Raw genomic sequence first — 22,562 nt, 5'->3', positions numbered from 1 at the left:
GCTTTTGTATTAACTATATCACAAGTCTCCCCAGAATGCAGGAGATGGTGGGGCGGTAGTGGTTTTTGTCTGTCCTCTCGCCACCGCAACCAGCAGAGTATTGTCGTCGCCAGAAGACCGAATTTTGGAATTACCTCGTCACAATCAGCCTCGGCATGAGACGGGCAGGCAGTCTGGTACGCGCCACGGCCATCAGCAGATACAAACTTGCAGAGGCAAGCGCCACACCCAGTCCACGCTCCAGCAGGGCGGAACGGTTCACACTGCTCAGGTGACATAGGTCAAAGGCAAGCAGACTGATTACCGCGAAACAGATTACGAAGATTCCGAATAACACAGCTATTCTGGCGGGAAGAGCCAATGCATTTACATAAAAGCGAGGGTGTTGAAAACACGCTTTGATAACCGCAGCGTCGCTGAAAAGCAGAGGCTCACCAAGCAAATCACGCTTCAGGTTCGACCCCCAGACCAAAAGGCTGACGGCGACTACGGTGAGAACAGCAGCGTAGATACACCGGCCAGTCAGGATTTCGGCACCTGCAAAGATAAGCATGATGGGCAGCAATCGAAACGGCAATGCAGCAAAACGACAATGCCATGTATCGTTTGAGGCTTTCTTCGGCTTGGAAGGCTGAGCCAGAGAGTCAATGCATGTCGCTATTGAAATAACTGAAAATATCGCTACAGGGAATAATATAGTCACAAATTATCATCCATTGTTACCATCAGGATCCTGCCTTCAAAATCGTTATGCCTGCTTACAGCTCTGGTCAGGAAGACATGGATACGGTCCGGCTCAATCTGTTATATAAATTCAGGCGAAGCGGGAGCCTGTTGACAGGTCTGCTCACACCTGACAAGCGTCACATGTGCATGGCTAGACAACGATCTGTGAGCGGGCGCTCTTCCTTGAAACATGACAACTCGTATTTTAGACAGGATCTGACCTGTTGAATATTGGATCAGCGTTGACCGGGAATCTGGCTCCTGTATTATTGAAAATACCGCCATTTGTCAGACACATCCCTGAGCTCGGTAAAGTTCGTCTTGCCTGGTCGGCAATAGAGCCTTTCATTCCTGACGCCTCAACAGACCCTGCCATACACTTGATGCTCCGGGAAAATATAGGGGGTTTGTTCTGGGCTCCTGACATTGCCGTCTCGCGCAGGTCAATCATATGTGCTCCCGCAGACCCCCGGAAAGCTACCCGGTTATGGGAAGTCGCCCGAGAAGCGCGCGAGGCAGCTGACCTGACGCTTGTTCTCCCGAATAACGCGTGGCACTGGCATTCACTGCGCGAGCGTGCGATCTCGGATGGAGGCTTTGTCACCTGCTCTGACGTCAATCCGTGGTCGATCATCGAGAATGGACAGGAAATTATTACCTGCTTTGATGTTACAGAGGCATTGCCAGCTCTAGGGAGCCTTGCCGGGTTGTCTCTATGGTGCCTTGATGAGGCAATGATATGGCCTGGTGCTGCTGACGGCGATGCCCGGGGCAAAGCTGCCGCTCTGGTTATTAACGCCACATGTTATCGATCTCCATTCACAGGTGAAATCATCCAGGCCAATGAGGCCGTTGGATTGCTGATTGAATGGCGTGACATCATGCGCCGGAATCGCAGCGTAACCGTCTGTGCAGGCATGGCTTGGTGGAAACGGGATCGTATTGCCGATTTTTTTGCTACTGCCGACGAACACCGCCCTAGGCCATTCTTTCGCCGCGGAGCAAAAGCCGCAATCGCGCTTGCCCGACGACATGCTGGTGGCATCGCTGTATGGTCAACCAGAATGCCCCGGCAACTGGAGCGCTGCGCCCATAAAACAGGTACGGTGCTATACCGTGTCGAGGATGGCTTTATTCGCTCGGCGGGTCTGGGAAGCGGTATGTTGCCTCCGGCTTCGATCATCGTGGATCGTGCGGGTATCTATTATGATCCGGCAAAACCCAGTGACCTGGAGATACTTCTGAGTTCCCATCCCCTAGGGACGGACCTGCAGGCAAGAGTACGGCGTCTCATGGATCGCGTAATTAGCAGGGTGTCTCCAAATACGCGCGTGGTGGAATAATCCCTGAGCTCGGAGCACCAGCTGGAAAACGGGTCATACTCGTGCCTGGCCAGGTTGCTGATGATCTTTCGGTTCTGTTAGGGGGTGGCGGTCAGGGCGGAAATCTTGAGCTTCTACGCCGTGTACGCGCATCAGAACCTGAAGCGTTCGTCGTCTACCGGCCACATCCAGATGTCGATGCCGGGCATCGAGCTGGGGCAATCCCGGATGATGTCGTGTTAACACTGGCTGACCGGATTTGCCGTGAAGGTGGAATGGCCCCCCTTCTGGATGCTGTGGACGAGGTGCATACCTTGACGTCTCTTACCGGGTTCGAAGCCCTGATGCGAGGTAAGTCGGTAACGACCTATGGCCAGCCCTTCTATGCTGGATGGGGCCTCACCCAGGATCGTACACCCGTCATTCGACGCAACCGCATCCTGACGATAGAGCAGCTTGCCGCTGCCACATTGCTGCTATACCCACGCTATATTGATCCTCTGACACGACTGCCATGTGGACCTGAGGTACTTGTTTCGCGGTTTGCAATGACTGAATTATGGCGCCCAAGCCCATTGATGCGTTTGAGGCGTTATCAGGGAATATGCATAAGGACGCTCAGGAGAGGGATCCAAAACATATGCCGACGACTCTCGCCAGATCGAGGATTTTGAGTGAACTCCGGTAATATTTTGAATGTAACGGAAATATCTGGTCAAGAAATGACAACGTCACCTCCAGCGCAAGCTCAGCGCAATGTTCTGCTTCTGCAAGGGCTGATGGGGCCCTTTTTCCGGATGATCGGCGAAGCTTGCGGCAGAACGGATACGGCGTGTGGAAAGTCAATTTCAATGGTGGAGACCGGCTGACCTGGCGATTGCCCAATGCCATTGATTTTACGGGACGCCCTGACGAATGGCCCGACGCCCTTGCAAGGATCATCGCATTTCGGGAAATCACCGACGTCGTTCTGTTTGGCGACTGCCGCCCCTTGCATAGCGCTGCCATTGCCGTCTGCGCGCGTCTGCATATCCCCGTACATGTTTTCGAAGAAGGGTATATTCGTCCTGACTGGGTGACGCTTGAGCTGGGAGGGGTAAACGGCAATTCAACTCTACCCAGAGACCCGGATTTCTACGTAAACTGCGCACGGGATCTTCCGCCAGCGCCCGAGCATCGCCCGGTACCCTCATCATTCAAAACGCGTGCGCTTCAGGCATTGCCTATAACACTGCAGATCTGCTCTCACGCTGGCATTACCGTCATTGGGACAATTATCGGCCGTGGCATCCTCTGACTGAAGGGATGGGATGGTTACGTAAACTAATCGCCAGAAAAGAACGGGCAGCACGCACGGCTACGACTTTTGCGAAACTGTGTGAATCGCAAATCCCTTTCATGCTTTTCCCGCTTCAACTCGATGCGGATGCTCAGGTTCGCCTGCACTCACGTTTCAGCGGTATGGCTGAGGCCATACGCACGGTTATTGCCTCATTTGCTGAACACGCACCCCATGGATTGCACCTTGCGATCAAAGAGCATCCGCTTGATAACAATGTTCGTAGCTGGCGCTATGAAGTAGCCCTACAGGCAGCTGCCTACGGAGTGGCCGATCGTGTGGAGTATTTTGAAACCGGCGATATTGCAGAGCTTGTTCAGAAAGCCGAAGGTGTCATTACAATCAACAGTACAACCGGGACACTGGCACTGGCTGAAGGGAAGCCAGTGATCACGCTGGGGGATGCTGTTTACAGTATCCCGGGCATAACGTTTCAAGGGGAACTCGCGGAGTTCTGGAGCGACCCAGGACAGCCTGATGCGACGATCTTTGCCGCATTCCGGCGCGTATTAATCGAACGTTGTCTGATCCCGGGAGGATTCTTTTCTTCTAAAGGACTGGAAAAACTGGTTCAGAGCGCCATGGAACGACTCACAAACCACAGTCCACGCGATTTCGCAGCTGCCTCGCGCGCTGAAATGCTTCGTCGGGAAGCACTTCGCAGCACTCTGGCCCGAAACCCGACACAACTCGACGATATTATTCCAGCCGAGCGTAAGTTATCTTTATGAAGTCTTCCGATCCGTCTGAGAAACCGTTTTTTACACTCGATATCTCAAGATTATTGTCGCGAGCAGGAGCCCTAGTACCCACCGGTATAGATCGCGTGGAATTCGAGTATGCCCGATATCTGCTGGCTTCAGCGTCGGAGAGATTGGAATTTGCTGCAATGCATCCACTTGGTCGGTTCGCTCCCATATCCTTTTCCATGGCAGCCAGTTTCATTACGGAACTGGGAAGGTCTTGGGATTTAGGGGAAAATAACTCTGTACGACTGAAGAAACTTGCTTTCCGCCTTCGGAGTAGCATTCTAGTTCCTCGTTTAGATCGAAACAGATCCGAACTATTAAAAAAAAATCAGTTAAATATATATCTTTTACTATCTCATCATCATCTTACCAGACCCTCTGCCATTTATGCCGCGTTATCACGGCACAAAGATACTTTATTTGTACCAATGGTGCATGATCTGATCCCTCTTGAGTATCCTGAATATTCTAGACCACGAGAGCAAGACTACCATTTGCGCCGTATAGCCACTGTTGTACGTTTCGCGGATGCTGTCCTGACGCCATCAAAATCTGTTAAAAATTCTCTTCAAGATTATTTTCTAAGAAAAAATAAAACAAAAACTCCCATCTGGGTAATACCTCATGGTGTACACCTCCAAGCAATGAGTATTGATAATCTCACTACCTCCACGATATGTGAATTAGGCGAAAAACCTTACTTTGTATTCCTCAGCACCATTGAAGCTCGAAAAAACCATCTACTGTTGCTCAATATATGGCGATATTTAGTTGAAATTCATGGTGCAAATGCACCCAAACTCGTCATCGTCGGTAAACGCGGCTGGGAAAACGAACAAGCGCTCGATATGCTTGAAAGATGTCCGGCTCTGCAAGATGTAGTTGAAGAACATAACGCTCTGCCTGATGCAGATGTGGTTAGATTGCTACGTGGCGCACGTGCCCTGCTCTTTCCGTCTTTTACTGAAGGGTTTGGTCTACCCCTGGCTGAAGCCTTAGCCCTAGGCACTCCTGTTATTTGCTCGGATATACCAGTATTTCGGGAAATAGGAGGTGATACCGCGCATTACATCAATCCCCTTGACGGAATGGGGTGGATGCGGCGGATTGAAGAATTCTCGCAAATGACGAACGATGAAGCCCGAGCACCCAACCGGGCTAATCCGAGACCAGGTCTTCACTGGGACCAAAGTATCAGTGAAGCCCTCACTCAGATCGAAAACTTGGCTACCAACAGACAAACCAGATCAGACTAATATCAAACTAATTGGGCACAATCGACAAAAGACACATAGAATAAACCCACTTAGATATAACAAAGCATACGCAATCACTTATTCATAAATCTGAAAATATAGTCTGATTATTTTACGGTAAAAACCTCTTTCCGAAATTTCTTCAGAATAGAGGTTTTTATTAACTCAAAGAAATACCTTAACGTCTACTTATGATATCAGTTACGACCTGTCATAAATATCTTCTATTCTGACAATATCATCTTCGCCAAGATAAGGACCTGACTGAACTTCGATCAACGTGAGGGGGATTTTACCTGGATTTTCCAAACGGTGAACAGCACCCAACGGCAGATAAATACTTTCATTCTCGCGAACCATTATTTCGTCATCGTCACGTGTTACAAGAGCTGTTCCCGCAACGACAACCCAATGCTCTGCTCGATGGAAGTGCTTTTGCAAAGACAATTTATGGCCCGGATCAACATGAATGCGTTTGACCTGAAAACGATCACCATGGATGAGGCTCTCGTAGAAGCCCCAAGGGCGGTACATACGGTTGTGATTGATTGCTTCTGGTCGTCCTGCAGCCGTCAAGCGCTCGACCATTTTCTTTACATCCTGCGCCCGATCACGATGCGACACCATAACCGCATCCTCAGTCACCACGACAATCAGATCCTCGACACCAGCAACAGTAGCAACGACACCATCTGACCGCACATAACAGTTCTGTGCCCCATCAAGAAAAACGTCGCCATAGGTCACATTACCGTCGCTGTCCTTGGGTGACAAATCCCAAAGAGCATCCCAGCTTCCTACATCAGACCACTCGAATTTCGACGGTACAACAGCAGCCAATGTTGTGTGTTCTGCAACAGCATAATCGATAGAAATATCCGGAGATTTTGCAAAACTCTCCGAATCCAGCCGGATAAAATCCTGATCCGTCTCCCTCTTTGCCACAGCTTCGCTGACAGCTGCATAAACCTCTGGGGCATGTTGCTGAATCTCCTGCAAAATAATGCTTGCACGTGCGACAAACATACCGGAGTTCCAGGAGAACCGATTGTTCTGAACAAGCTCTACAGCACGTTCAGAGGTTGGTTTCTCGATAAATTTGGAAACGTGATAAACTTTCTTGACATTCTCGAGCTCAGCACCCTGTTCGATATATCCATAGCCAGTTTCCGGCTTGGTTGGATGAATGCCGAATGTAACAATATAGCCCTCAGATGCAGCAGCTACCGCCGAGTGCAATGCCTCTTGCATGAGATCTTCATTACGAATCGCCGCATCAGCTGCCATGATCCACAAAATAGCATCTGGATTGGTCTCCGCAGTTATGAACGCCGCAGCGGCAATGGCTGGAGCAGAATTACGCCCGACCGGCTCCAGAATGACCTTGGCATTCCTGACTTCGGTTTCTCTCAACTGTTCCGAAATAATAAAGCGATGATCGGCATTACAGACGACCACAGGGGCAGCCAAGCCACTTCCGATTCCACGAACAGCTGTTTCCTGCAACAACGTCTTATCAGAAAGCAAAGGCCAGAACTGCTTGGGGAAACTGCGACGTGAAACAGGCCATAAGCGGCTACCTGAACCACCAGACAGGATGACCGGGACAACTGACGTAAAATCAGACATATTGGATAAATCCTTAGTAACGCCAATAAGAGCTATATGAAGTATAGCCTTTTGCTGAGCTGAGGGTAGTCTAGTCAAAATGCTCGGCATTGTCACCTCAAGGCAAGACTTTGGCCAAATCAAGGCCGCAACCGCTAGCACCCGTGTACGAATGAGCACAATTATTCTTACGCCTCAAGCCCACGAGAGGAGATAATATTTACAGTTTATTTTTAAAGTATTACAAATAATAATTATTATAATGATAGAGATAAAACAAGATAGAAAATAAAAATTTATAACTCTATTTGTGTTTATAGAGTTTGTAAAAATAAATCCTTCAATTTAATACGTTATTAACAGGTAAAATACAATTTTAATGCTAAATTACGGAATTTTGATAAATACAACACTTTATAATTGGGTTAACCAATTGGTTAACAATCCATGATAGGATTTTTGGATAATTTGGCAACATCCAGCATATGTGAAAATATTATTTACTGAATATAGATATATTTTCGAACTCGCAATGTCAGAGATAACCCAATTAATATTAGAAAGAAATTAATCCATATTGTGTAGATGATGTCATAATGCGCATGAGCGACATAACCGAATTGTCCAGCCCTGATCATCTCAACACTTTCAACACTAGGAGACGCCATCAGTATCCATCGATATTTTTGGGGTATCCAATCCACCATCATAAACGCTCCTGATAATGGAAGCGATAAATATCCCAATACTGACACTGATTTTTCCAACAACTCACTTCTTTGAGTTAGTGGTGCAACTATTAGTGCTGTCGCCATGCCGAATATGGATTGAAATATAAGTCCAGCATAAAGTATTCCATAAGATTCTGGTGGCTTCATAAAGCCCAAGATGATAGCACTTACTGTAACCAGAACACCAGCAGCTAGGGCTCCCATGATCTCCAGAATAGATCTCGCAATTATGATATCCAGCGGGGTAACCTGCCTATGAAACAAGAGGCTACCGTTGCTTCAAACGCCAGGACAGCGCGGCCCATGCAATGTCGCCATAGAGTCAGTGGAACGTATCCGGTAATCACAATAGCTGTTGTCGGCAAGCCATGTTCATGAGCCGGACGTATGGCGCTCCATACAATGGCTACGCCTGCACAAAACAAAATCGGTTCTCCAATAAACCAGAGAAATCCCAAACCATGACGGCCAAAGCGTGTATGTAATTCTCTGAGCATTAGTGCTCCAATCACACGAAACTGCAGCGAGAACAGAGATAACAGACTTGATGATTTCATATCGTTTGGCAATGCTTTCTGAGGATACTTGCTTCTTTTACTACGGGATAATCATGTACGCTGAATAGGAAAAATTTAATCTTCTCATGCATAACGCCAAGCAACGCTACGAAAAATCCAAATATCATCTTCTAGGCCAACCGTCTGAAAGATCTAAAGAAAGCAAGATTCCCTAGATGAGCGAATCTACAACTTATTCCTCACAGCTGAATCGAACAATTCGTTCTGGGTCAGTTGCATTGATCGAAAACCATTCTTTCTGATTTTCCTCTTTAAGATCTCTAGATCACTCAAGAGATGTGGACAGGCGCCGATAAAGGGACCGAAAGGCACAATCCGTCCCGGACGGAGTGCCTATATAGTCAAATTGTCAAACGAACAAAAATCCATCTATCGTTGAATAGCCGATTACGAAAACCAGATCGGCTCCTCCTCTCAATCTAGTTTGTCCGCCAACACGCCACCGCATTCATGGCGACGGCAAGCAACTCTTCGGCCCGGGATTGAGTATCCGCTTCTACATAGACACGAAGCTCAGGAGCATTTCCCGACGGACGAAGATGAATGATTTCTTCACTCGCAAACGTCATACGCACGCCGTCTGTTTCGTCCATATGAGACAAGCCGCCGCCACAGACAGCAACTAACCCCAAAACCTTTGCCTCCTCCTCAGGAGCACGACGCAGGAGGTCGATTTTCTCCTGACTTCTGGCCGTCGGCATTTCCACCAGTCGATTACTAAGCGTAAAACGTGGCGGTAGCGATCTGGTCAATGCGGCAAGTGTCTGGTTTGACTGACGCGCCGCCACAAGAGTGGAAAGCATGGGTAGCATGGCGTCACGTGTCGGCAAGGGCGACAGACTGCGACCCTCATAGATCACATCGCTCGCGAGTAGAAAGCCCCCATTCGCTTCATAGCCCACCGAGGTATAATACCCGTTCCAACAGCATCGGTCATTGCCTTGACTACAAATGGCGATCCGATACGGGTGCGGTAGATTTCCTGAGCAAACCCGGCTTTCTCCAGAGCCGTATTGCTGCTGACTGGAGTTGTGACACTACGGGCTCCAAGAAACCGGGCAGTCAAAATGCCTAGTATATCTCCTCGAAGCCACTTGCCGCTTTCGTCAGCTAGAAGAGGACGGTCGGAATCACCATCCATCGTAAGAATAGCATCCAAGCCATGTTCTACAGCCCAATTCTGGGCAAGCACAGCATCCTCGGGACGTACAGCCTCGGTATCTACTGGAATGAAACTCTCTGAGCGTCCCAGAGCAATCGCTTCAGCACCAAGTGCTTTCACGATATCCAGCAAAACATCGCGTCCAACGGAAGAATGCTGATAAACACCCAACCTAAGGCCAGACAAAGCCTCTGATCCGAAAAAATCTTTGTATCGTTCAGTATATTTTGGAATGACATCGACATGTTGCGACGGACTTTTGTCAACAATCATGGCGCCGTTGGCATCGAACCACCCATCAGGAAGTTCAACATCCTGATGGCGCATCCCTTCTTCGTCTGTCTTCAGAAACTCACCGCGCGCGCGGTTATACTTGATCCCATTTCTGTCAGATGGGATATGGCTCCCAGTGACCATCAGGGATGGAATACCTTGTGCAAAAGCATAGAGACAAAGCGCGGGGGTAGGAACCTGCCCGCACATGACCGCGTCCCCTTTCATATAAAGAATTGCTGCAACACAAGCCTTCATAATTCGAGGCGTACTAGGCCGAAGATCTCCAGCTATTGCGACGGCACAACCCGGGAAAAACTCCCCAAGCTCAGTCAGATGTTTCAGATAGCCAACAGTATAAGCAAAACATACGGCATCGGTCATTGCCGTTACCAATCCTCTGGCACCACTGGTACCAAACGATACGCCCGATTTTATCATCCAGTCATCGATTTTCATGAAGATCTCCTCACTTTTTTATATGTCAGATACAATAATATTATCTATTTATATTTTAATTCATTTTCAAATTTCCGTAGTGTAATTATTTATATTGATAGCAATATTAAAGATGCTCGTAGGTTTTTATGGCCTCATCAATGTCAGAGTATTCCATGAATTTACCATTCGATATAATGGCAGCACTATCACAAGTATCTTTCATAAAGATCATATCATGGGATACAAGTATCATTGCGCGGTCATGGCGTTTTACAAACAATTCTTCATTGCACTTTTGATGAAATCTCGAATCTCCAACCATAATCACTTCGTCAATTAGGTAACAGTCAAATTCTATTACAATAGATAGAGCAAATGCCAATCTCGCTCTCATACCGGACGAATATGTTTTGACAGGCTCTGCAAGCTGCGCACCGAGCTCGGCGAAGTCATCCACATAAGCACGCGTATGAGCGTAGTCCAGTCTATATATACGGCAAATGAAACGCAGATTATCTAGGCCGCTTAGACTACCTTGGAATGCACCACCAAATGCCAGAGGCCATGAGACCGACATGGTTTGTTCAATATGGCCGCTTGTAATCGGTTCCACGCCACCAATCATACGAATGAGGGTCGATTTTCCTGCACCGTTCCGCCCAAGAATACCAAGTTTCTGGCCTCTCTCGAGACGAAAATTAACCCTATCAAGAACGCGACGCCTGCCCGTTGAAGATGGGTACTCTTTGGTCAGATCAAAACATTGCAGCATGATGATTGAATTCAAACCAGTTTATGTTCACGCGCACCGCTGATAAGCAGCATCGCCATAAGATAAATTCCCATGGTTGTTACAAAAACGGTAGCGATATCCGCAATCACCTTTGGATAGATGGGGTAGTCTGGAAGATTGGGGGAGCGAAATTTCGTTCAAATACAAAAGCTGCCGAGCTGCCTGCAACTTGGCCGTAGCAACGCCCGCATCAGCCGCAGCAACCTCTTTCTCGAGAAGAGTGCGCTGGAAGACCAGGTTTTCATAACCACTGATTTTAGGCACGAAAGACGTATCAGATCCCGTAATTCTCGTTTCAACATGAGAAATCTCAGCTTCAAGAGCATTAAGCCGCCGTCTATATACTTCAATTAAGGGGCTATGAGGGGTGGATTTCCTCAATTGAGCCAATTGTACGCGCGAAGCAATTACTGTGCTTTGCAGAGAGGCTATATCTTTAAGAACAGGCTGAGACTGGAGATTAGGATTGATCATCGCTATCTCGTCTCGGTATGCATCAATCTTTTTGTTGACTGCATTGAGTTTCTGAAGAGACGTTTCCAGTTCTCTTGTTGAGGCTGCGATCGTGTTTTCACGCTGCCTGTCGTTAAGCTTGTTGATCAGATTTTCGGCAGCAGCCACTAATGCTGATGCAATTCTTTGAGAATCACGGGGATCAAAGGTTCTTACCCGAAGAGTCGAGACACCAGTGGTCGTATCAAGTTCAGCGATTACATGCCGACGATAATACCAATAAAAATGCTCGAAAGTATGGCCAGAATAGAAATTAGGAAACCGGGCCAGAGCATCCCCAACAGGATTGCTGTATGCTGCCCTCAAATTCTCCGTTCGTAACAGTAATTCGGCAGCATCCCGAGAAGTAAGATAATCCTGTACCGCATAGGTATCTTCGCTTGCACTTGCGCCACCTGACGCTTCGAGCAACCCAGCAAGCATCGTGCTCGACTGGTTATGTTGGCCCTGCACAATGAATTGCGCTTCAGAAACATATTGAGGCGAGGCAAATACAATAAAATAAATTGCTGAGGCGAAAGTGGGAAGAACGACAAACCCAAAGAAACCCTTTTGACGTCTTACCAACGCCGAGATCCGCCCAGCTAGGCCACCAGAGCGATTGATAGTGTGATTTTGAACGCGCGGCAGATTATCCATCGTATCGATTTGCCCGAATCTCGTCCCTGAAGCAACTCCAATGCCAACACGAAATTGGGGCATTAAGAAAGATGAGACACGTGCGATGGTCGCTCACACAGCCTTCAGTCAGACATCACAAAAGAGAGCAATCTCCGTCAGCCAGACAACAACTGATAACCTGATGTTGCCTGACACACCGCAATGTCAGTGCCAGAGATCGGTCAGCACAACAGCTGCTCACGATAATTTATGAATATTTCTAAATACAGCGCATCTAAAGATTATATATTGTTTCTATTATAAGTCCTTTCTATAGGAACATTTTTCATGAAGGACCTGCATCAGGATCTTTGCCAAAATACATTTGGACGATCATTTGTGCTTCAAGAGAAACCCTCTGCTGCATGCCATGAGGTCGTTATTCTTCGACACAATTCGGCGTATACGCCAAGTGGCATCCTGATAGAGAATTCTACATATTGTTCTGGTGAAAACGAGGCTGGTGTTTTCAATTATCATGTCTACGCGCCACGCATAATCCCCCTTGATTTTCTTCCAAATGAAGGACCTACGGATTGCTTCTGGCTCGGATATTTCCACGATCATTTCGGACACTTTCTGACGAGTACCCTTCAACGACTCTGGTATCTTTCCTTTCACAAGCGACGCTATGCAGGATACATCGCGCCCAATTATAATGGCCTTGGTGAGAGGAACGGCTTTATCGCAAGATTCTTAACTGCCTAAAAATTGAAAGTGATAAAATCATTCGCCCTTCTGAGAATACCTATCTCAGAAACATCACCATCCCCGAACCCGCCTTTATCGAAAACGCCCATTGCTATAAAGTTTGGGGCACATTCATGCGTGATCTCGGGCGAAAAATTCTGGGGTCAAAGCAGGCTAGTTCAGATCCACGCCCCCTCTTCCTCTCGCGCAGCCAGATGCATTCAGGGACGCGACGCTATGACGGGGAAGAAGAGATGACAGAAATACTGTCAAAATTCGGTGTAGAAATCTTGCACCCTGAACGCCTTCCTCTTGAAGATCAGCTCAGTCTCTGGCGTGACCATAGAATATTCATCGGATTTTCAGGCTCTGCCTTCATGAATGCCGCGTTTTTCCAAGAAAAAAATTGTCATTATTCTCAACCATGATGATTATATTTTTGGTACGCAGCGCATGATTGATGACGTCGCTGGCAACAGGGCGGTTTATCTCAATGTCGCTTCTTTTCTCACGATGGAATGCGAGACCACGCACCGTTACCAGATCTCCAACCCTCAGGACCTTGCTGCCAAGATCATCAGGGTTGTACGTCACCTCTCCTGATCATCTTCCTATTTTTTTATGGCAGCGGTCTCTGGCGGCAAAGGCTTGTGGTCGCGTCCGGAATAATTGGTGATAATCTGATGCACCCCACCGGCAGCCTCGGAAGCTGCCACCATAGCCACATCCCCCCAGGGGCCATCGAGCGAATGAGCTTCAATATCATGGAGCTGGGTAGCTGCCCCGGCCTCCTTGCCATCGGCAGCTACCGTGCGCCAGGCAATCTCGATATGCTGGACCGGATGACCGGTTGTGCCAGCAGGACCATCGCTCAAGGTCACAACTCCCTCAACGCTGTAATCTGCGTCTTTGGCCGTATTCTGCAGCTTGTCATGCTGGTCGGGAAAACTTGCTACAAAAGCCCGGGCCAGAGACACATTACCATCACCCGGGGCCCCTGACCCCTTTGAAATATACCTTGGCCGGGCGACGCTTGAGACTGTGGGGATCGGCCTGCATCATGGCGGCCTGGATGCCTGTCAGAACCGCACTGATCTGGGGCGCTGAAGCAGCAGCCAGCGACGTGAGAACGGGTTTTTGTCCCTGTGCCCAGACGGAAGCTGGAATCGGGGCCGCATCCCAGTGACCACGCGCTTCACCATTAGGCATCATCACAATATAATGGGGCGTAACCTCATTACCTTGCATGGTAGCTGAAAGCCTGAGCCACCAATCACCCGTCTTTGCCGGTTGTGCAACAGCGGGCAGCGCCTGATCAACCAGCTGGGTTGCAACCTCTCTGGCCCAGAATGCCGATGCCGTGTTGTCGAGCAATGAATCGGGAGGCGTCGGTACCGCCAGACGAGGCGGCGGAGTCGTAAGCGCCAGACGGCGCCCTTCTGGCCCCGGATCGCCAAAAGGATGAGGCATATCGACACATCCGCTCAGCAGGATCATGCCACCAAACACGCTGAAAGCCGCTTTCAGACAATTCATCGCTGACGTACTCCAGCCCGAATAGCGGAAATCTGGTGCCCGATCGCTCCCCCGCCAGCCTGTGTACGACGGCGATGGCTGAAAAACCTCCGTGTATCAGCGCACGTATCCAGCCCGATCGTCGAAACATGGTGCAGACCGGCACGACGCAATCTGTGAAGACAATAACCGGGCATATCGAACAGATAATGCCCATCACGCGGCGCAGGGATAAAGAAATGTCCTGCCTCGGGGGAGGAATCGAGCACGGCTTCGCGCATCTCGGCACCAACCTCGTAGCTTTCCTGGCGGATACAGGGACCGACACAGGCCACCACGTCCCCGGCCCCCAGTGCTGTCATAGCTGAAAGCGTCGCTTCGAGTACCCCACCAACAGCCCCACGCCAGCCGGCATGGGCGGCCCCCACAATCTGACCATCCAGACTGGCAAAAAGAACAGGACCACAATCAGCGGTAATGACGCCGAGAGCCACATCGTCACGGTTGCTGACAAGTGCATCAGCAGCAGGGCCACGGCCCGTTTGCCAAAGCGGCGTCCTTGATGTGAGCGTTACGACATCAGCAGAGTGGATCTGCGTCAGACCAAGAAGAAATGACGAATCCACGCCCAGAAACCGGGCTACCCGCCCACGATTTTCGGCAATATTTTCAGGACGGTCAGCTGAAGCCAGGGAACAATTGAGCGAGTTGAACGGCGCAGGGGAAACACCCCCAAGACGCGTAAAGAACCCATGGCGCATATAAGCCAGAGAATCAGCCTGAAGCGCCCAGCCGCGTGGCATATGATCAGACATAGGCTTTTTCTCCATTAGCGGCATGCGGATGACGCATGCCAAAAGCCATGAGCCACAGTCCCGCCAGCGCCATCGGGATGCACAGTACCTGCCCCATCGTCACGCCGAAGGGCAAGAAACCGATAAATGCATCTGGTTCACGAAACAGTTCGCAGAAACTGCGTGCCAGCGCATAACCGAACAGGAACAGGCCCGAGAGAAACCCGTAGCGCATGCGCACCCAGGGGCGGCTCGCGGCAACCAGCATCACACAGAGCAGAAGGACACCTTCAGCAAGCGCCTCATACAGTTGCGACGGATGACGGGCGACTGGTCCTCCTGTTGGGAACACCATGGCCCAGGGCAGCCACTCCGGTGCCGGACGCCCCCATAATTCGCCATTGATGAAATTCGCACAACGTCCAAGCCCGAGGCCAAGCGGGACAACGATGGTGATACGATCGGAGAAAGAAAGAAAATTCAGCTTGTTGCGCCAGGTAAACCAGGCAAGCGCCAGAATGACACCCAGAGCCCCGCCATGAAACGACATGCCCCCCTGCCATACCTGAACAATAGCAAGAGGATGGGTAAGGTAAAAACCGGGCTTGTAGAACAGAATATAACCCAGACGCCCCCCGAGAACGACGCCAAGCATGGCCCAGAAAGCGAAATCATCCACTTGCTCGCGTGTCGCCGCTCTGGGCGCCAGACCGCAAAGCCGAACGGCGATTTTCCAGCCGATCAGGATCGAGAGGATATAAGCCAGCGCATACCAGTGTACGGCCAGCGGCCCCAGACGAAAGGCTATCGGATCGAACTGGGGCAGGATGATCAGGTGGGCTTGCATGGGAAACTTTACTGATAAGGGTCTGGTGTCGCGAGATAATCTCTCACATAGCGCGTGATGCCCTCTTCAAGCGAGGTGAAAGGGCGGTCATAACCGGCCTCGCGCAATCGGGTCATATCGGCGCAGGTATAGGATTGGTACTGACCTCGCAGGGCATCGGGCATGTCGATAAACTCGATGCGGCGCGGTACGCCCGCCGCGTCGCAGACCGCATTGGCAAGATCGACATAGGTTCTGGCCGTGCCCGTCCCGCAATTGAACAGCCCGCTCACATCGGGATGGTCATAGAGCCAGAGCATGATCTCGATCAGATCACCCACCCAGATGAAATCGCGCGCCTGCGCGCCATCCTCCAGATCTGGCCTGTCCGAGCGGAAGAGCCTCGCTGGCGCACCCCGCATGACCTCGTCGTATTTTACCTTCACCACAGAGATCATCGATCCCTTGTGATACTCGTTAGGACCATAGACGTTGAAGAATTTGAGCCCTGCCCACTGGCGCGGCATCAGACCACCAGACTGAAGCCGGGCAGCAAGATGCTGGTCAAAGACGTGCTTCGACCAACCATAAAGATTCATCGGCTTCAATGCAGGCAAAGACTCGGGCGCATCGGAAAAGAGTTCTGGCCTGTCAGCCGCGCCATAGGTTGCCGCCGAAGAGGCATAAAAGAACGGAACGTCACGTACGGCGCACCATTCAAGCAGGGTCTCGGACAGATCGACATTGGTACGCCAGACCAGATCGCCATCGCGCGCTGTTGTGCTGCTGATGGCCCCCATATGAAAGACAGCCTGAATATCGGCCGAATTCGCAAGAAACGTATCAAGTGCGTCCGGGTCGATCAGCAGGTCAGGCGGATGCTTGGCGAGATTACGCCATTTCCCCTGGTCACGCAGGCGATCCACAACCGCAACAGCCTCGCCCCGCGCCTTGAGCGCTGCAACCAGGCACGAACCAATAAATCCGGCGCCGCCGGTGACGATCATCATGAAATCTGTATAAGACGCCGCAAGGCAACCTCCAAGCCACACCAGCCGCAGAAAAACATGGCGCGAGCATCCCGACCGGGTCGTTTCGCGTTGCTGTCGGCTCAAGGTGAGAGTCAGCCAGGGCCAAGCTTGGCCTTGGCTGAAGGCACGGGGGCCTCATAAACCTCCCGGTCGCCAGACCGGATGTCAGGATAGCAAGGAAACCGCCATGGTAGACCGTCCCCGTTTCTTCGATGATCTCGCAGGCGCCGCCGGAGGCGCGTTTTCAGCCCTGACAGGACTGCGTGAGGAGCTTCACGCCATGGTGCGCGCACGTATCGACGAGGTCCTCTCATCTCTCGATCTGGTGCGACGTGACGAGCTCGATATTGCACGCGAGCTTGCGACACGGGCCCGTATGGCACAGGAAGATGCCGATATCCGCCTCGCCCAGATCGAGGAGCGTCTGGCCGATCTCGAGAAAGCCGTTACCGCCCCGCCATCGCATAGTTGAGGCTTGCGGATGTTTGTGTCCTTGCAACCGGGGCCGGGCATCCGTAACGTGACATGATATGACGATTCGCGGCTCAGATTCCGCAGATTTTCATAGCGTTGCAGACATCCTGATGCGCCTTGCCTCGTGCGGCGCATCACCGGCCCAGGGAGTCCCGAATGCCTGCTCTATCCGTCTCCTCCTCTTCGCATCAGGATACCAACCCGCTCGACGTCATGGAGCAGATTGTCTGCGGTCATGACTGGGCTTTCGACCGCCGTACCGATTCGGAAATGGCGGCAGAGGCACCGGGCAAATGGTGTGATTATGGCCTCTATTTTTCATGGTCTCGCGAAATTGCTGCCATGAATTTCACCTGCACTTTTGACCTGCGGGCTCCCGCCAATCGCCGCAAGGCCCTCTACGAACTCATCGCGCTCGCCAACGAACGGCTCTGGATCGGTCATTTCAGTCTTGATCTCGAGACCGGCACACCGGTCTTCCGGCACTCGGTTCTGCTGCGCGGTGCGACCAGCCTTGCCGCTGAAAGCATGGAAGACATGATTGATATTGCCATCACGGAATGCGAGCGGTTCTACCCCGCCTTCCAGTTCACCCTCTGGAGCGGCAAGACGCCTACCGAAGCCCTCGAAGCCGCCATGCTCGACTGTGTAGGTGAAGCATGAGCCTGCCTTCTCTCCTGCTCGTCGGTTGCGGCAAGATGGGCGGCTCGCTCTGGCAGGGCTGGCTCGAACAGGGTCTTGCCCCTTCCGTCATTCTCGATCGTAGCTGCGCTGCACCACCGCAGCCTCATCATCTGGCCCGGACAGCAAGCGAGATCCCTTCCGGCTTCAGGCCTGATATCATCATCCTCGCGGTCAAGCCCGCCGGCATGGAAGAGGCACTTGCCTCCCTGCATCCGTTTCTGGATAGCACCATCGTCATTTCGATGCTCGCCGCGCGCACAATAGAGAGTCTGCGGGCTGCCTGCGACGGCGCGCGCGCAAAGATCGTACGCGCAATGCCCAACACGCCTGCTGCAATAGGCAAGGGCGTTACCGGTGTTGTCAGCCAGGATCTCGACGAAGAGGAACGTACACTCTGCACCGACCTGCTCTCCGCCGTCGGCGATGTCGCCTGGGTCGAAAGTGAAGCCCAGCTCGAAGCCCTGACGCCAATTTCCGGCTGTGGTCCAGCGTATGTCTTTCTCCTGGCTGAACTCCTGGAGAAAGAAGCACTGCGTGTGGGTCTTCCGCCTGAAACGGCGCGACTTATCGCACGGGGCACAGTTGCCGGTGCAGGAGCACTGATTGCCGCCTCGGATGAAGAGAGCGCTACATTGCGCAAAAATGTGACAAGCCCCAACGGGGTAACAGCCAAGGCTCTTGATGTCCTCATGGCACCGGACGCATGGCCTTCAGCCATGACCAAAGCTGTCGATCAGGCAATGGCTCGCGCAAAAGAAATGGCTTCCTGACACGAAAACACTCCCCATGAACCTGTCATTCGATTGTCATGACGTTTCCATGGAGTATGATTGGAGACTGAAAGACTAGGGACAGGTTTATGACGGATATCGATCGCGAAGAGTTTGATCTCGCACTTATGGAAGCGGGTTTCTCACTCGCTGCCGAAAAGGGCTGGCATCGCTTCTCGCTGGTAGAAGCCGCACATCGGGCCGGTCTCACGGTCGATGAGGTACGCGCCCGCTTTCCTTTCCGTCACAGCCTGCTTTTACGCCTTGGTCGGCTCGCAGACGAATCGGCTTTCCGGGATGACGGATTAAGCGGTTCTGTACGTGAACGTGTTTTTGACCTTTTCATGCGGCGTTTCGACGTCTTCCAGCAATATCGTGAAGGTATTCGCGCTGTGCTTCAGGCACTGCCCGCTGAACCTGGTCTTGCCGTCGTCCTGAGTGCTGCAACATTCGATACGATGCGCTGGATGGCTGATCTGGGCGGTATCGACCGTAGCGGGTTCAGTGGAATGCTTCGTCTGAACGGACTCGTAGGCGTCTGGGGATTTGCCCTGCGTGCCTGGGAGAAGGATGAGAGCCCGGACCTCTCACAGACCATGGCAGGTCTGGATCAGGCCCTGGACAAGGCAGAACGGTTCGGCGTGCTCAAGCCTTCACCGGATCACCTGATGGAAGAAGCGACCCGCAATACAGGGATCGCCGATCATTCACTCGAACTCGAAACATAATGGCTTTACGTCTGCCGAGAGGCAGATTAAAAGCCCTGTCACGCAATGGGATGTAGCCAAGCGGTAAGGCAGCGGATTTTGATTCCGCCATTCGGAGGTTCGATCCCTCCCATCCCAGCCAGCGCGGGCCGCAGAACTTCTTCGCTCGCTACGGGATCACCCAAAAAAAAGCCCGCGCCTGCGAGTAAAATCCGCCAGACATAATGAGCCAACGTCAGGGCTGATTCGACGGGCAGGTCCAACTTAATTCCGAGCGCCTGGTCTTTATCGACGAAATATGAGCCGGGACTAACATGGCCTGCACCCAAGGAAGCTGTCCGTGGGGTCAAGGACTACGTCCGCGGGGAGGCCGTCCAACCATCGGCGCAGAACGACCTCCATCGCTGAGCATGGCCTCCCCGCTCGTGATGAACGGTCCCGTCGACCGCGAGGCGTTTGAGACCTTTATCGTGCACGTTATGGTCCCAAAGTTGTGGCCAAGATACGGCTTATTTATAACCGTCAGCTCCACACCCCTATCCATCGAACACAGGCTTACTGGAGTTGCCTAAGCCGACCGTTATGCGCGGCAGACCTCGTACGGCTGTCAGCAATTACCGAACAGTTCACGCTGCATACCATTCGAGAACGGACGGAGGCGACAAGGCTCAATCAGCATACATCGCACCCGGTAAATTCCAGCAAGATACTGACGTCAACAGCTTCTATGGGCAATCGCGCAATGAGCGTCTCAACGAGAGCCCTGACGCAGGCCCGGGAAGCCGTTGCTGCCTGCCAGCATGACTACAGTACCATGCCTAAACAGTTCAGCGGCAAGACACCCTGTCAGATCGCCAGGCAAAGTTCCTGAGAGCAAGCTCTTATGACCTTTGCCATTACATCAGCACCAAGCCATAAGAGCCATGAGTTCTCCTCTCAAACAGATGAAAAAGGGAGCACGTCCTTATCGATTGCTTGAGTTTCCTGGGACGCGGGCCCTCTACATTCCAACCTTGATGACAAACGCTCCCACACTATCAATCATTACGCGGCAACTTCCGCGAGAAGTAAGCCATAATCGGCTTCTCGATAAACACCCATGATATGACAGCAAAGATAATGGTTATTATAACAATAACTGGGAGAGCTCGACCACCACTCAGCCAATCCATATGTTTGAATGACATTATTACAGATAAATGCCATAAGTATACACCAAACGATATAGTTCCAAGATACCGAAGTGGAGCAGATAATTTTACTACTATTTTCTGGTTAAAACAGCAGCATAACAGAACAAGACTAACGCACGTGATAGCAAGGTAAGTACGGAAAAATACCACCATTCCGAACGAATCCCAGAACGTCGCATGGTGCCAGAAGATCCTCTGAGCGGAATAGACCAGGCACATGGCTGATAGTGGTACTAGCCATAGTCTCTGTACATTCTGCGTCAGAAAGCGTTTTCCACTCTCGCTTCTGACAAATCGTGCGAGCAATATGCCGCATGCAAACTCATCGATCATTCCCGGCAACTGGGTTTCAAAAACAAATCGATGGAATACGCCGGTGGGCCCGTGCAGATCGGTCGTGAGAAAAACGGCAGCACGCCAAGACCACGCTACGATCATACTCCCAATCAATATTCCCCACCACGGAACTTTCTTCAAGTATGGCGCAAGGAACATAATAACTAGATAAAACTGCATTTCTGCAGCTAATGACCAATTTACGCCATTGATAGATCCCTGATGATCGGCAAATAAATTATGAATAAATAGCAAGTGTGTGATTATATGCCACCAGGCTCTATGATCGAAGAACATGAAAGGCATGATGAACACGATGAATACAAGGCACGTCAGGTAATGGAGCGGAACAATTCTAGCGAGACGATGTCTTATAAAATGCCTGTAATAAAGAATTCTGTCTGAAGTCTTATCCAGAGTACTGAATGCAGATAGACTAATAACAAACCCTGAAATGACAAAAAAAAGATCTACAGCAACCCACCCTATCCGAAACCAGACGAGCGGTCCTGATTTAGGGAATGAATCCCAATTAAAATGAGAAATAATGTGGAATATTACTACAGATATTGCTGCGAATCCGCGTAAAACATCTATTAATGGAAAAAACATGATTGTTCCGCTTGAATGAAACATACTTCAGAGAGATCGGTCGCATAATTACTCTCTCATATAAGACTTGCATATCCCTAGATGTTCGTAACGCCGTAGCACCTCTATGGGCTCGGATTTTGTTCCAGTTATCAAGGATCGGTATGCGCCCTGGTCATTCGTATTCAGAGAGATGACACGTCATCACGATCACGGGGCTGTCAGAGCAGATCTGGCTAGAAGTCGCATAATTAGATCGGTCGGAGATTCAGTCTGCTCTACAGTTGCGCAACGACCAGTGCCACCGCCAGCGAGAGCGTCAGATTAATTGATCAGAACAGAGCACCACATCTGAGGGTTGGCTAAATACCACGTATCTTCGAGCTAGATGAGACAGCTTTTTGCTCAGACAAAGCTTCGTCTGCAAAGACCTGCGGAAAGGCAGCACCTCGATACTATGTCTTGGCAATTCCATCTTTCGCCCAAGCTTGGAGCAGACTTGCGTCTATCGGAGCTAACAGCCCGCTCTCATCATCCCATCTGCGAAGAGTATCCGCGATACACGGCGCAGATCAGAGTGACGTTCTTCCAAGGCGGGACTCATCTTTGTACCGACTCGCAGTAAGCATCTGCTACGGTTTCCAAGCACAGTTGAGGCCCTCGTCGATCGGCACACGCCCAGTCCTCCAGCGATGCGGATTCGTTAAGAGGGATAATGCTCTAGGTACGGCAATAGTTATCTATCAAAATCCCGGCTCACGCAGACAGTCTAATTTATCCAATCCCGGAAACCATAGCGA

General features: G+C 50.8%; 22 protein-coding genes, 1 tRNA gene and 1 pseudogene. 11 read left to right on the top strand and 13 right to left on the bottom strand.

Annotated elements, in window-relative coordinates; all coding sequences use genetic code 11:
* Positions 1–130: 130 nt before the first annotated feature.
* Positions 131–703, bottom strand: coding sequence for a hypothetical protein (locus JCM25354_RS20300; protein ID WP_025886227.1), 573 nt, complete (start codon positions 701–703; stop codon positions 131–133).
* 247 nt (positions 704–950) lie between these two features.
* Between JCM25354_RS20300 and JCM25354_RS21155 the strand changes: the two genes are divergently transcribed.
* From JCM25354_RS21155 to JCM25354_RS20800, 4 genes and pseudogenes are all read left to right on the top strand, one after another.
* Positions 951–2,069 (top strand): capsular polysaccharide export protein, LipB/KpsS family, encoded by a 1,119-nt coding sequence (locus JCM25354_RS21155; RefSeq protein WP_148301512.1) that lies wholly within the window; start codon positions 951–953, stop codon positions 2,067–2,069.
* Between the two features lie 41 nt (positions 2,070–2,110).
* Positions 2,111–2,722 carry a capsular polysaccharide export protein, LipB/KpsS family gene (locus tag JCM25354_RS21150; RefSeq protein WP_159103497.1) on the top strand — a complete coding sequence of 204 codons (612 nt, stop codon included), beginning with the start codon at positions 2,111–2,113 and terminating at the stop codon, positions 2,720–2,722.
* A gap of 158 nt (positions 2,723–2,880) precedes the next feature.
* Positions 2,881–4,118, top strand: a pseudogene (locus JCM25354_RS18770) (capsule biosynthesis protein).
* Positions 4,119–4,213: 95 nt separating this feature from the next.
* Positions 4,214–5,392: a glycosyltransferase family 4 protein gene (locus JCM25354_RS20800; protein ID WP_243444057.1), complete on the top strand. Its 1,179-nt coding sequence runs from the start codon at positions 4,214–4,216 to the stop codon at positions 5,390–5,392.
* A 201-nt stretch (positions 5,393–5,593) separates the two neighbouring features.
* On the opposite strand, the gene JCM25354_RS12285 is transcribed toward JCM25354_RS20800, so the two are convergent.
* The 6 genes from JCM25354_RS12285 to JCM25354_RS18755 all read right to left on the bottom strand — a co-directional run bounded on the left by JCM25354_RS12285 (position 5,594) and on the right by JCM25354_RS18755 (position 12,130).
* Positions 5,594–7,021: a mannose-1-phosphate guanylyltransferase/mannose-6-phosphate isomerase gene (locus JCM25354_RS12285; protein ID WP_025886225.1), complete on the bottom strand. Its 1,428-nt coding sequence runs from the start codon at positions 7,019–7,021 to the stop codon at positions 5,594–5,596.
* A 479-nt stretch (positions 7,022–7,500) separates the two neighbouring features.
* Entirely contained in the window at positions 7,501–7,935 is a 435-nt protein-coding gene (locus tag JCM25354_RS23545) for a hypothetical protein (RefSeq protein WP_369345783.1), read from the bottom strand.
* A gap of 793 nt (positions 7,936–8,728) precedes the next feature.
* The gene (locus tag JCM25354_RS23840; RefSeq protein WP_456303687.1) at positions 8,729–9,169 is read right to left on the bottom strand and encodes a hypothetical protein; all 441 of its coding nucleotides are present in this window, start codon (positions 9,167–9,169) and stop codon (positions 8,729–8,731) included.
* On the bottom strand, positions 9,166–10,203 hold the full coding sequence (locus tag JCM25354_RS18760; protein WP_456303686.1) for a hypothetical protein: 1,038 nt from the start codon (positions 10,201–10,203) through the stop codon (positions 9,166–9,168). Before JCM25354_RS18760 ends, JCM25354_RS23840 begins: the two co-directional genes overlap by 4 nt.
* Positions 10,204–10,309: 106 nt before the next feature.
* Entirely contained in the window at positions 10,310–10,957 is a 648-nt protein-coding gene (locus JCM25354_RS12270) for an ABC transporter ATP-binding protein (RefSeq protein WP_025886223.1), read from the bottom strand.
* Between the two features lie 27 nt (positions 10,958–10,984).
* Complete coding sequence (locus tag JCM25354_RS18755; protein ID WP_051537398.1) at positions 10,985–12,130, bottom strand: hypothetical protein; 1,146 nt, start codon at positions 12,128–12,130, stop codon at positions 10,985–10,987.
* Positions 12,131–12,975: 845 nt separating this feature from the next.
* Here JCM25354_RS18755 and JCM25354_RS23540 point away from each other — a divergent pair.
* The gene (locus JCM25354_RS23540; RefSeq protein ID WP_369345782.1) at positions 12,976–13,269 is read left to right on the top strand and encodes a glycosyltransferase 61 family protein; all 294 of its coding nucleotides are present in this window, start codon (positions 12,976–12,978) and stop codon (positions 13,267–13,269) included.
* Complete coding sequence (locus JCM25354_RS21145) at positions 13,223–13,444, top strand: hypothetical protein (RefSeq protein ID WP_025886221.1); 222 nt, start codon at positions 13,223–13,225, stop codon at positions 13,442–13,444. The genes JCM25354_RS23540 and JCM25354_RS21145 overlap by 47 nt, the downstream gene beginning before the upstream one ends.
* A gap of 8 nt (positions 13,445–13,452) precedes the next feature.
* On the opposite strand, the gene JCM25354_RS23535 is transcribed toward JCM25354_RS21145, so the two are convergent.
* The 5 genes from JCM25354_RS23535 to rfaD are packed head-to-tail and all read right to left on the bottom strand — an operon-like array spanning position 13,453 to position 16,986.
* Positions 13,453–13,818, bottom strand: a complete 366-nt coding sequence (locus JCM25354_RS23535; RefSeq protein WP_369345781.1) for a hypothetical protein — start codon at positions 13,816–13,818, stop codon at positions 13,453–13,455.
* A 7-nt stretch (positions 13,819–13,825) separates the two neighbouring features.
* Positions 13,826–14,377 carry a hypothetical protein gene (locus JCM25354_RS23530; RefSeq protein ID WP_369345780.1) on the bottom strand — a complete coding sequence of 184 codons (552 nt, stop codon included), beginning with the start codon at positions 14,375–14,377 and terminating at the stop codon, positions 13,826–13,828.
* On the bottom strand, positions 14,374–15,171 hold the full coding sequence (pgeF, locus tag JCM25354_RS12240; RefSeq protein WP_025886220.1) for a peptidoglycan editing factor PgeF: 798 nt from the start codon (positions 15,169–15,171) through the stop codon (positions 14,374–14,376). The genes JCM25354_RS23530 and pgeF overlap by 4 nt, the downstream gene beginning before the upstream one ends.
* On the bottom strand, positions 15,164–15,997 hold the full coding sequence (gene lgt, locus JCM25354_RS12235) for a prolipoprotein diacylglyceryl transferase (protein ID WP_035447701.1): 834 nt from the start codon (positions 15,995–15,997) through the stop codon (positions 15,164–15,166). Before lgt ends, pgeF begins: the two co-directional genes overlap by 8 nt.
* Before the next feature lie 8 nt (positions 15,998–16,005).
* Positions 16,006–16,986 carry an ADP-glyceromanno-heptose 6-epimerase gene (rfaD, locus tag JCM25354_RS12230; RefSeq protein WP_025886218.1) on the bottom strand — a complete coding sequence of 327 codons (981 nt, stop codon included), beginning with the start codon at positions 16,984–16,986 and terminating at the stop codon, positions 16,006–16,008.
* A 208-nt stretch (positions 16,987–17,194) separates the two neighbouring features.
* Here rfaD and JCM25354_RS12225 point away from each other — a divergent pair, with 208 nt between their 5' ends.
* From JCM25354_RS12225 to JCM25354_RS12205, 5 genes are all read left to right on the top strand, one after another.
* Complete coding sequence (locus JCM25354_RS12225) at positions 17,195–17,479, top strand: accessory factor UbiK family protein (RefSeq protein ID WP_025886217.1); 285 nt, start codon at positions 17,195–17,197, stop codon at positions 17,477–17,479.
* A 158-nt stretch (positions 17,480–17,637) separates the two neighbouring features.
* On the top strand, positions 17,638–18,144 hold the full coding sequence (locus JCM25354_RS12220) for a type III secretion system chaperone family protein (RefSeq protein ID WP_025886216.1): 507 nt from the start codon (positions 17,638–17,640) through the stop codon (positions 18,142–18,144).
* Positions 18,141–18,935: a pyrroline-5-carboxylate reductase gene (gene proC / locus JCM25354_RS12215; protein WP_025886215.1), complete on the top strand. Its 795-nt coding sequence runs from the start codon at positions 18,141–18,143 to the stop codon at positions 18,933–18,935. Before JCM25354_RS12220 ends, proC begins: the two co-directional genes overlap by 4 nt.
* 98 nt (positions 18,936–19,033) lie before the next feature.
* Entirely contained in the window at positions 19,034–19,663 is a 630-nt protein-coding gene (locus JCM25354_RS12210) for a TetR family transcriptional regulator (RefSeq protein WP_025886214.1), read from the top strand.
* Between the two features lie 46 nt (positions 19,664–19,709).
* Positions 19,710–19,784, top strand: a tRNA-Gln gene (locus JCM25354_RS12205).
* 895 nt (positions 19,785–20,679) lie between these two features.
* On the opposite strand, the gene JCM25354_RS23525 is transcribed toward JCM25354_RS12205, so the two are convergent.
* A complete protein-coding gene (locus JCM25354_RS23525; RefSeq protein WP_025886213.1) occupies positions 20,680–21,783 on the bottom strand; it encodes an acyltransferase family protein in 1,104 nt (367 codons plus the stop codon).
* Positions 21,784–22,562 lie beyond the last annotated feature (779 nt).

The sequence above is a fragment of the Asaia prunellae JCM 25354 genome, assembly GCF_000613885.1.
In the GTDB taxonomy this organism is placed as follows: domain Bacteria; phylum Pseudomonadota; class Alphaproteobacteria; order Acetobacterales; family Acetobacteraceae; genus Asaia; species Asaia prunellae.
Note: the sequence above shows the minus strand (reverse complement) of the source record. Positions and strands in the feature narration are given on the sequence as shown.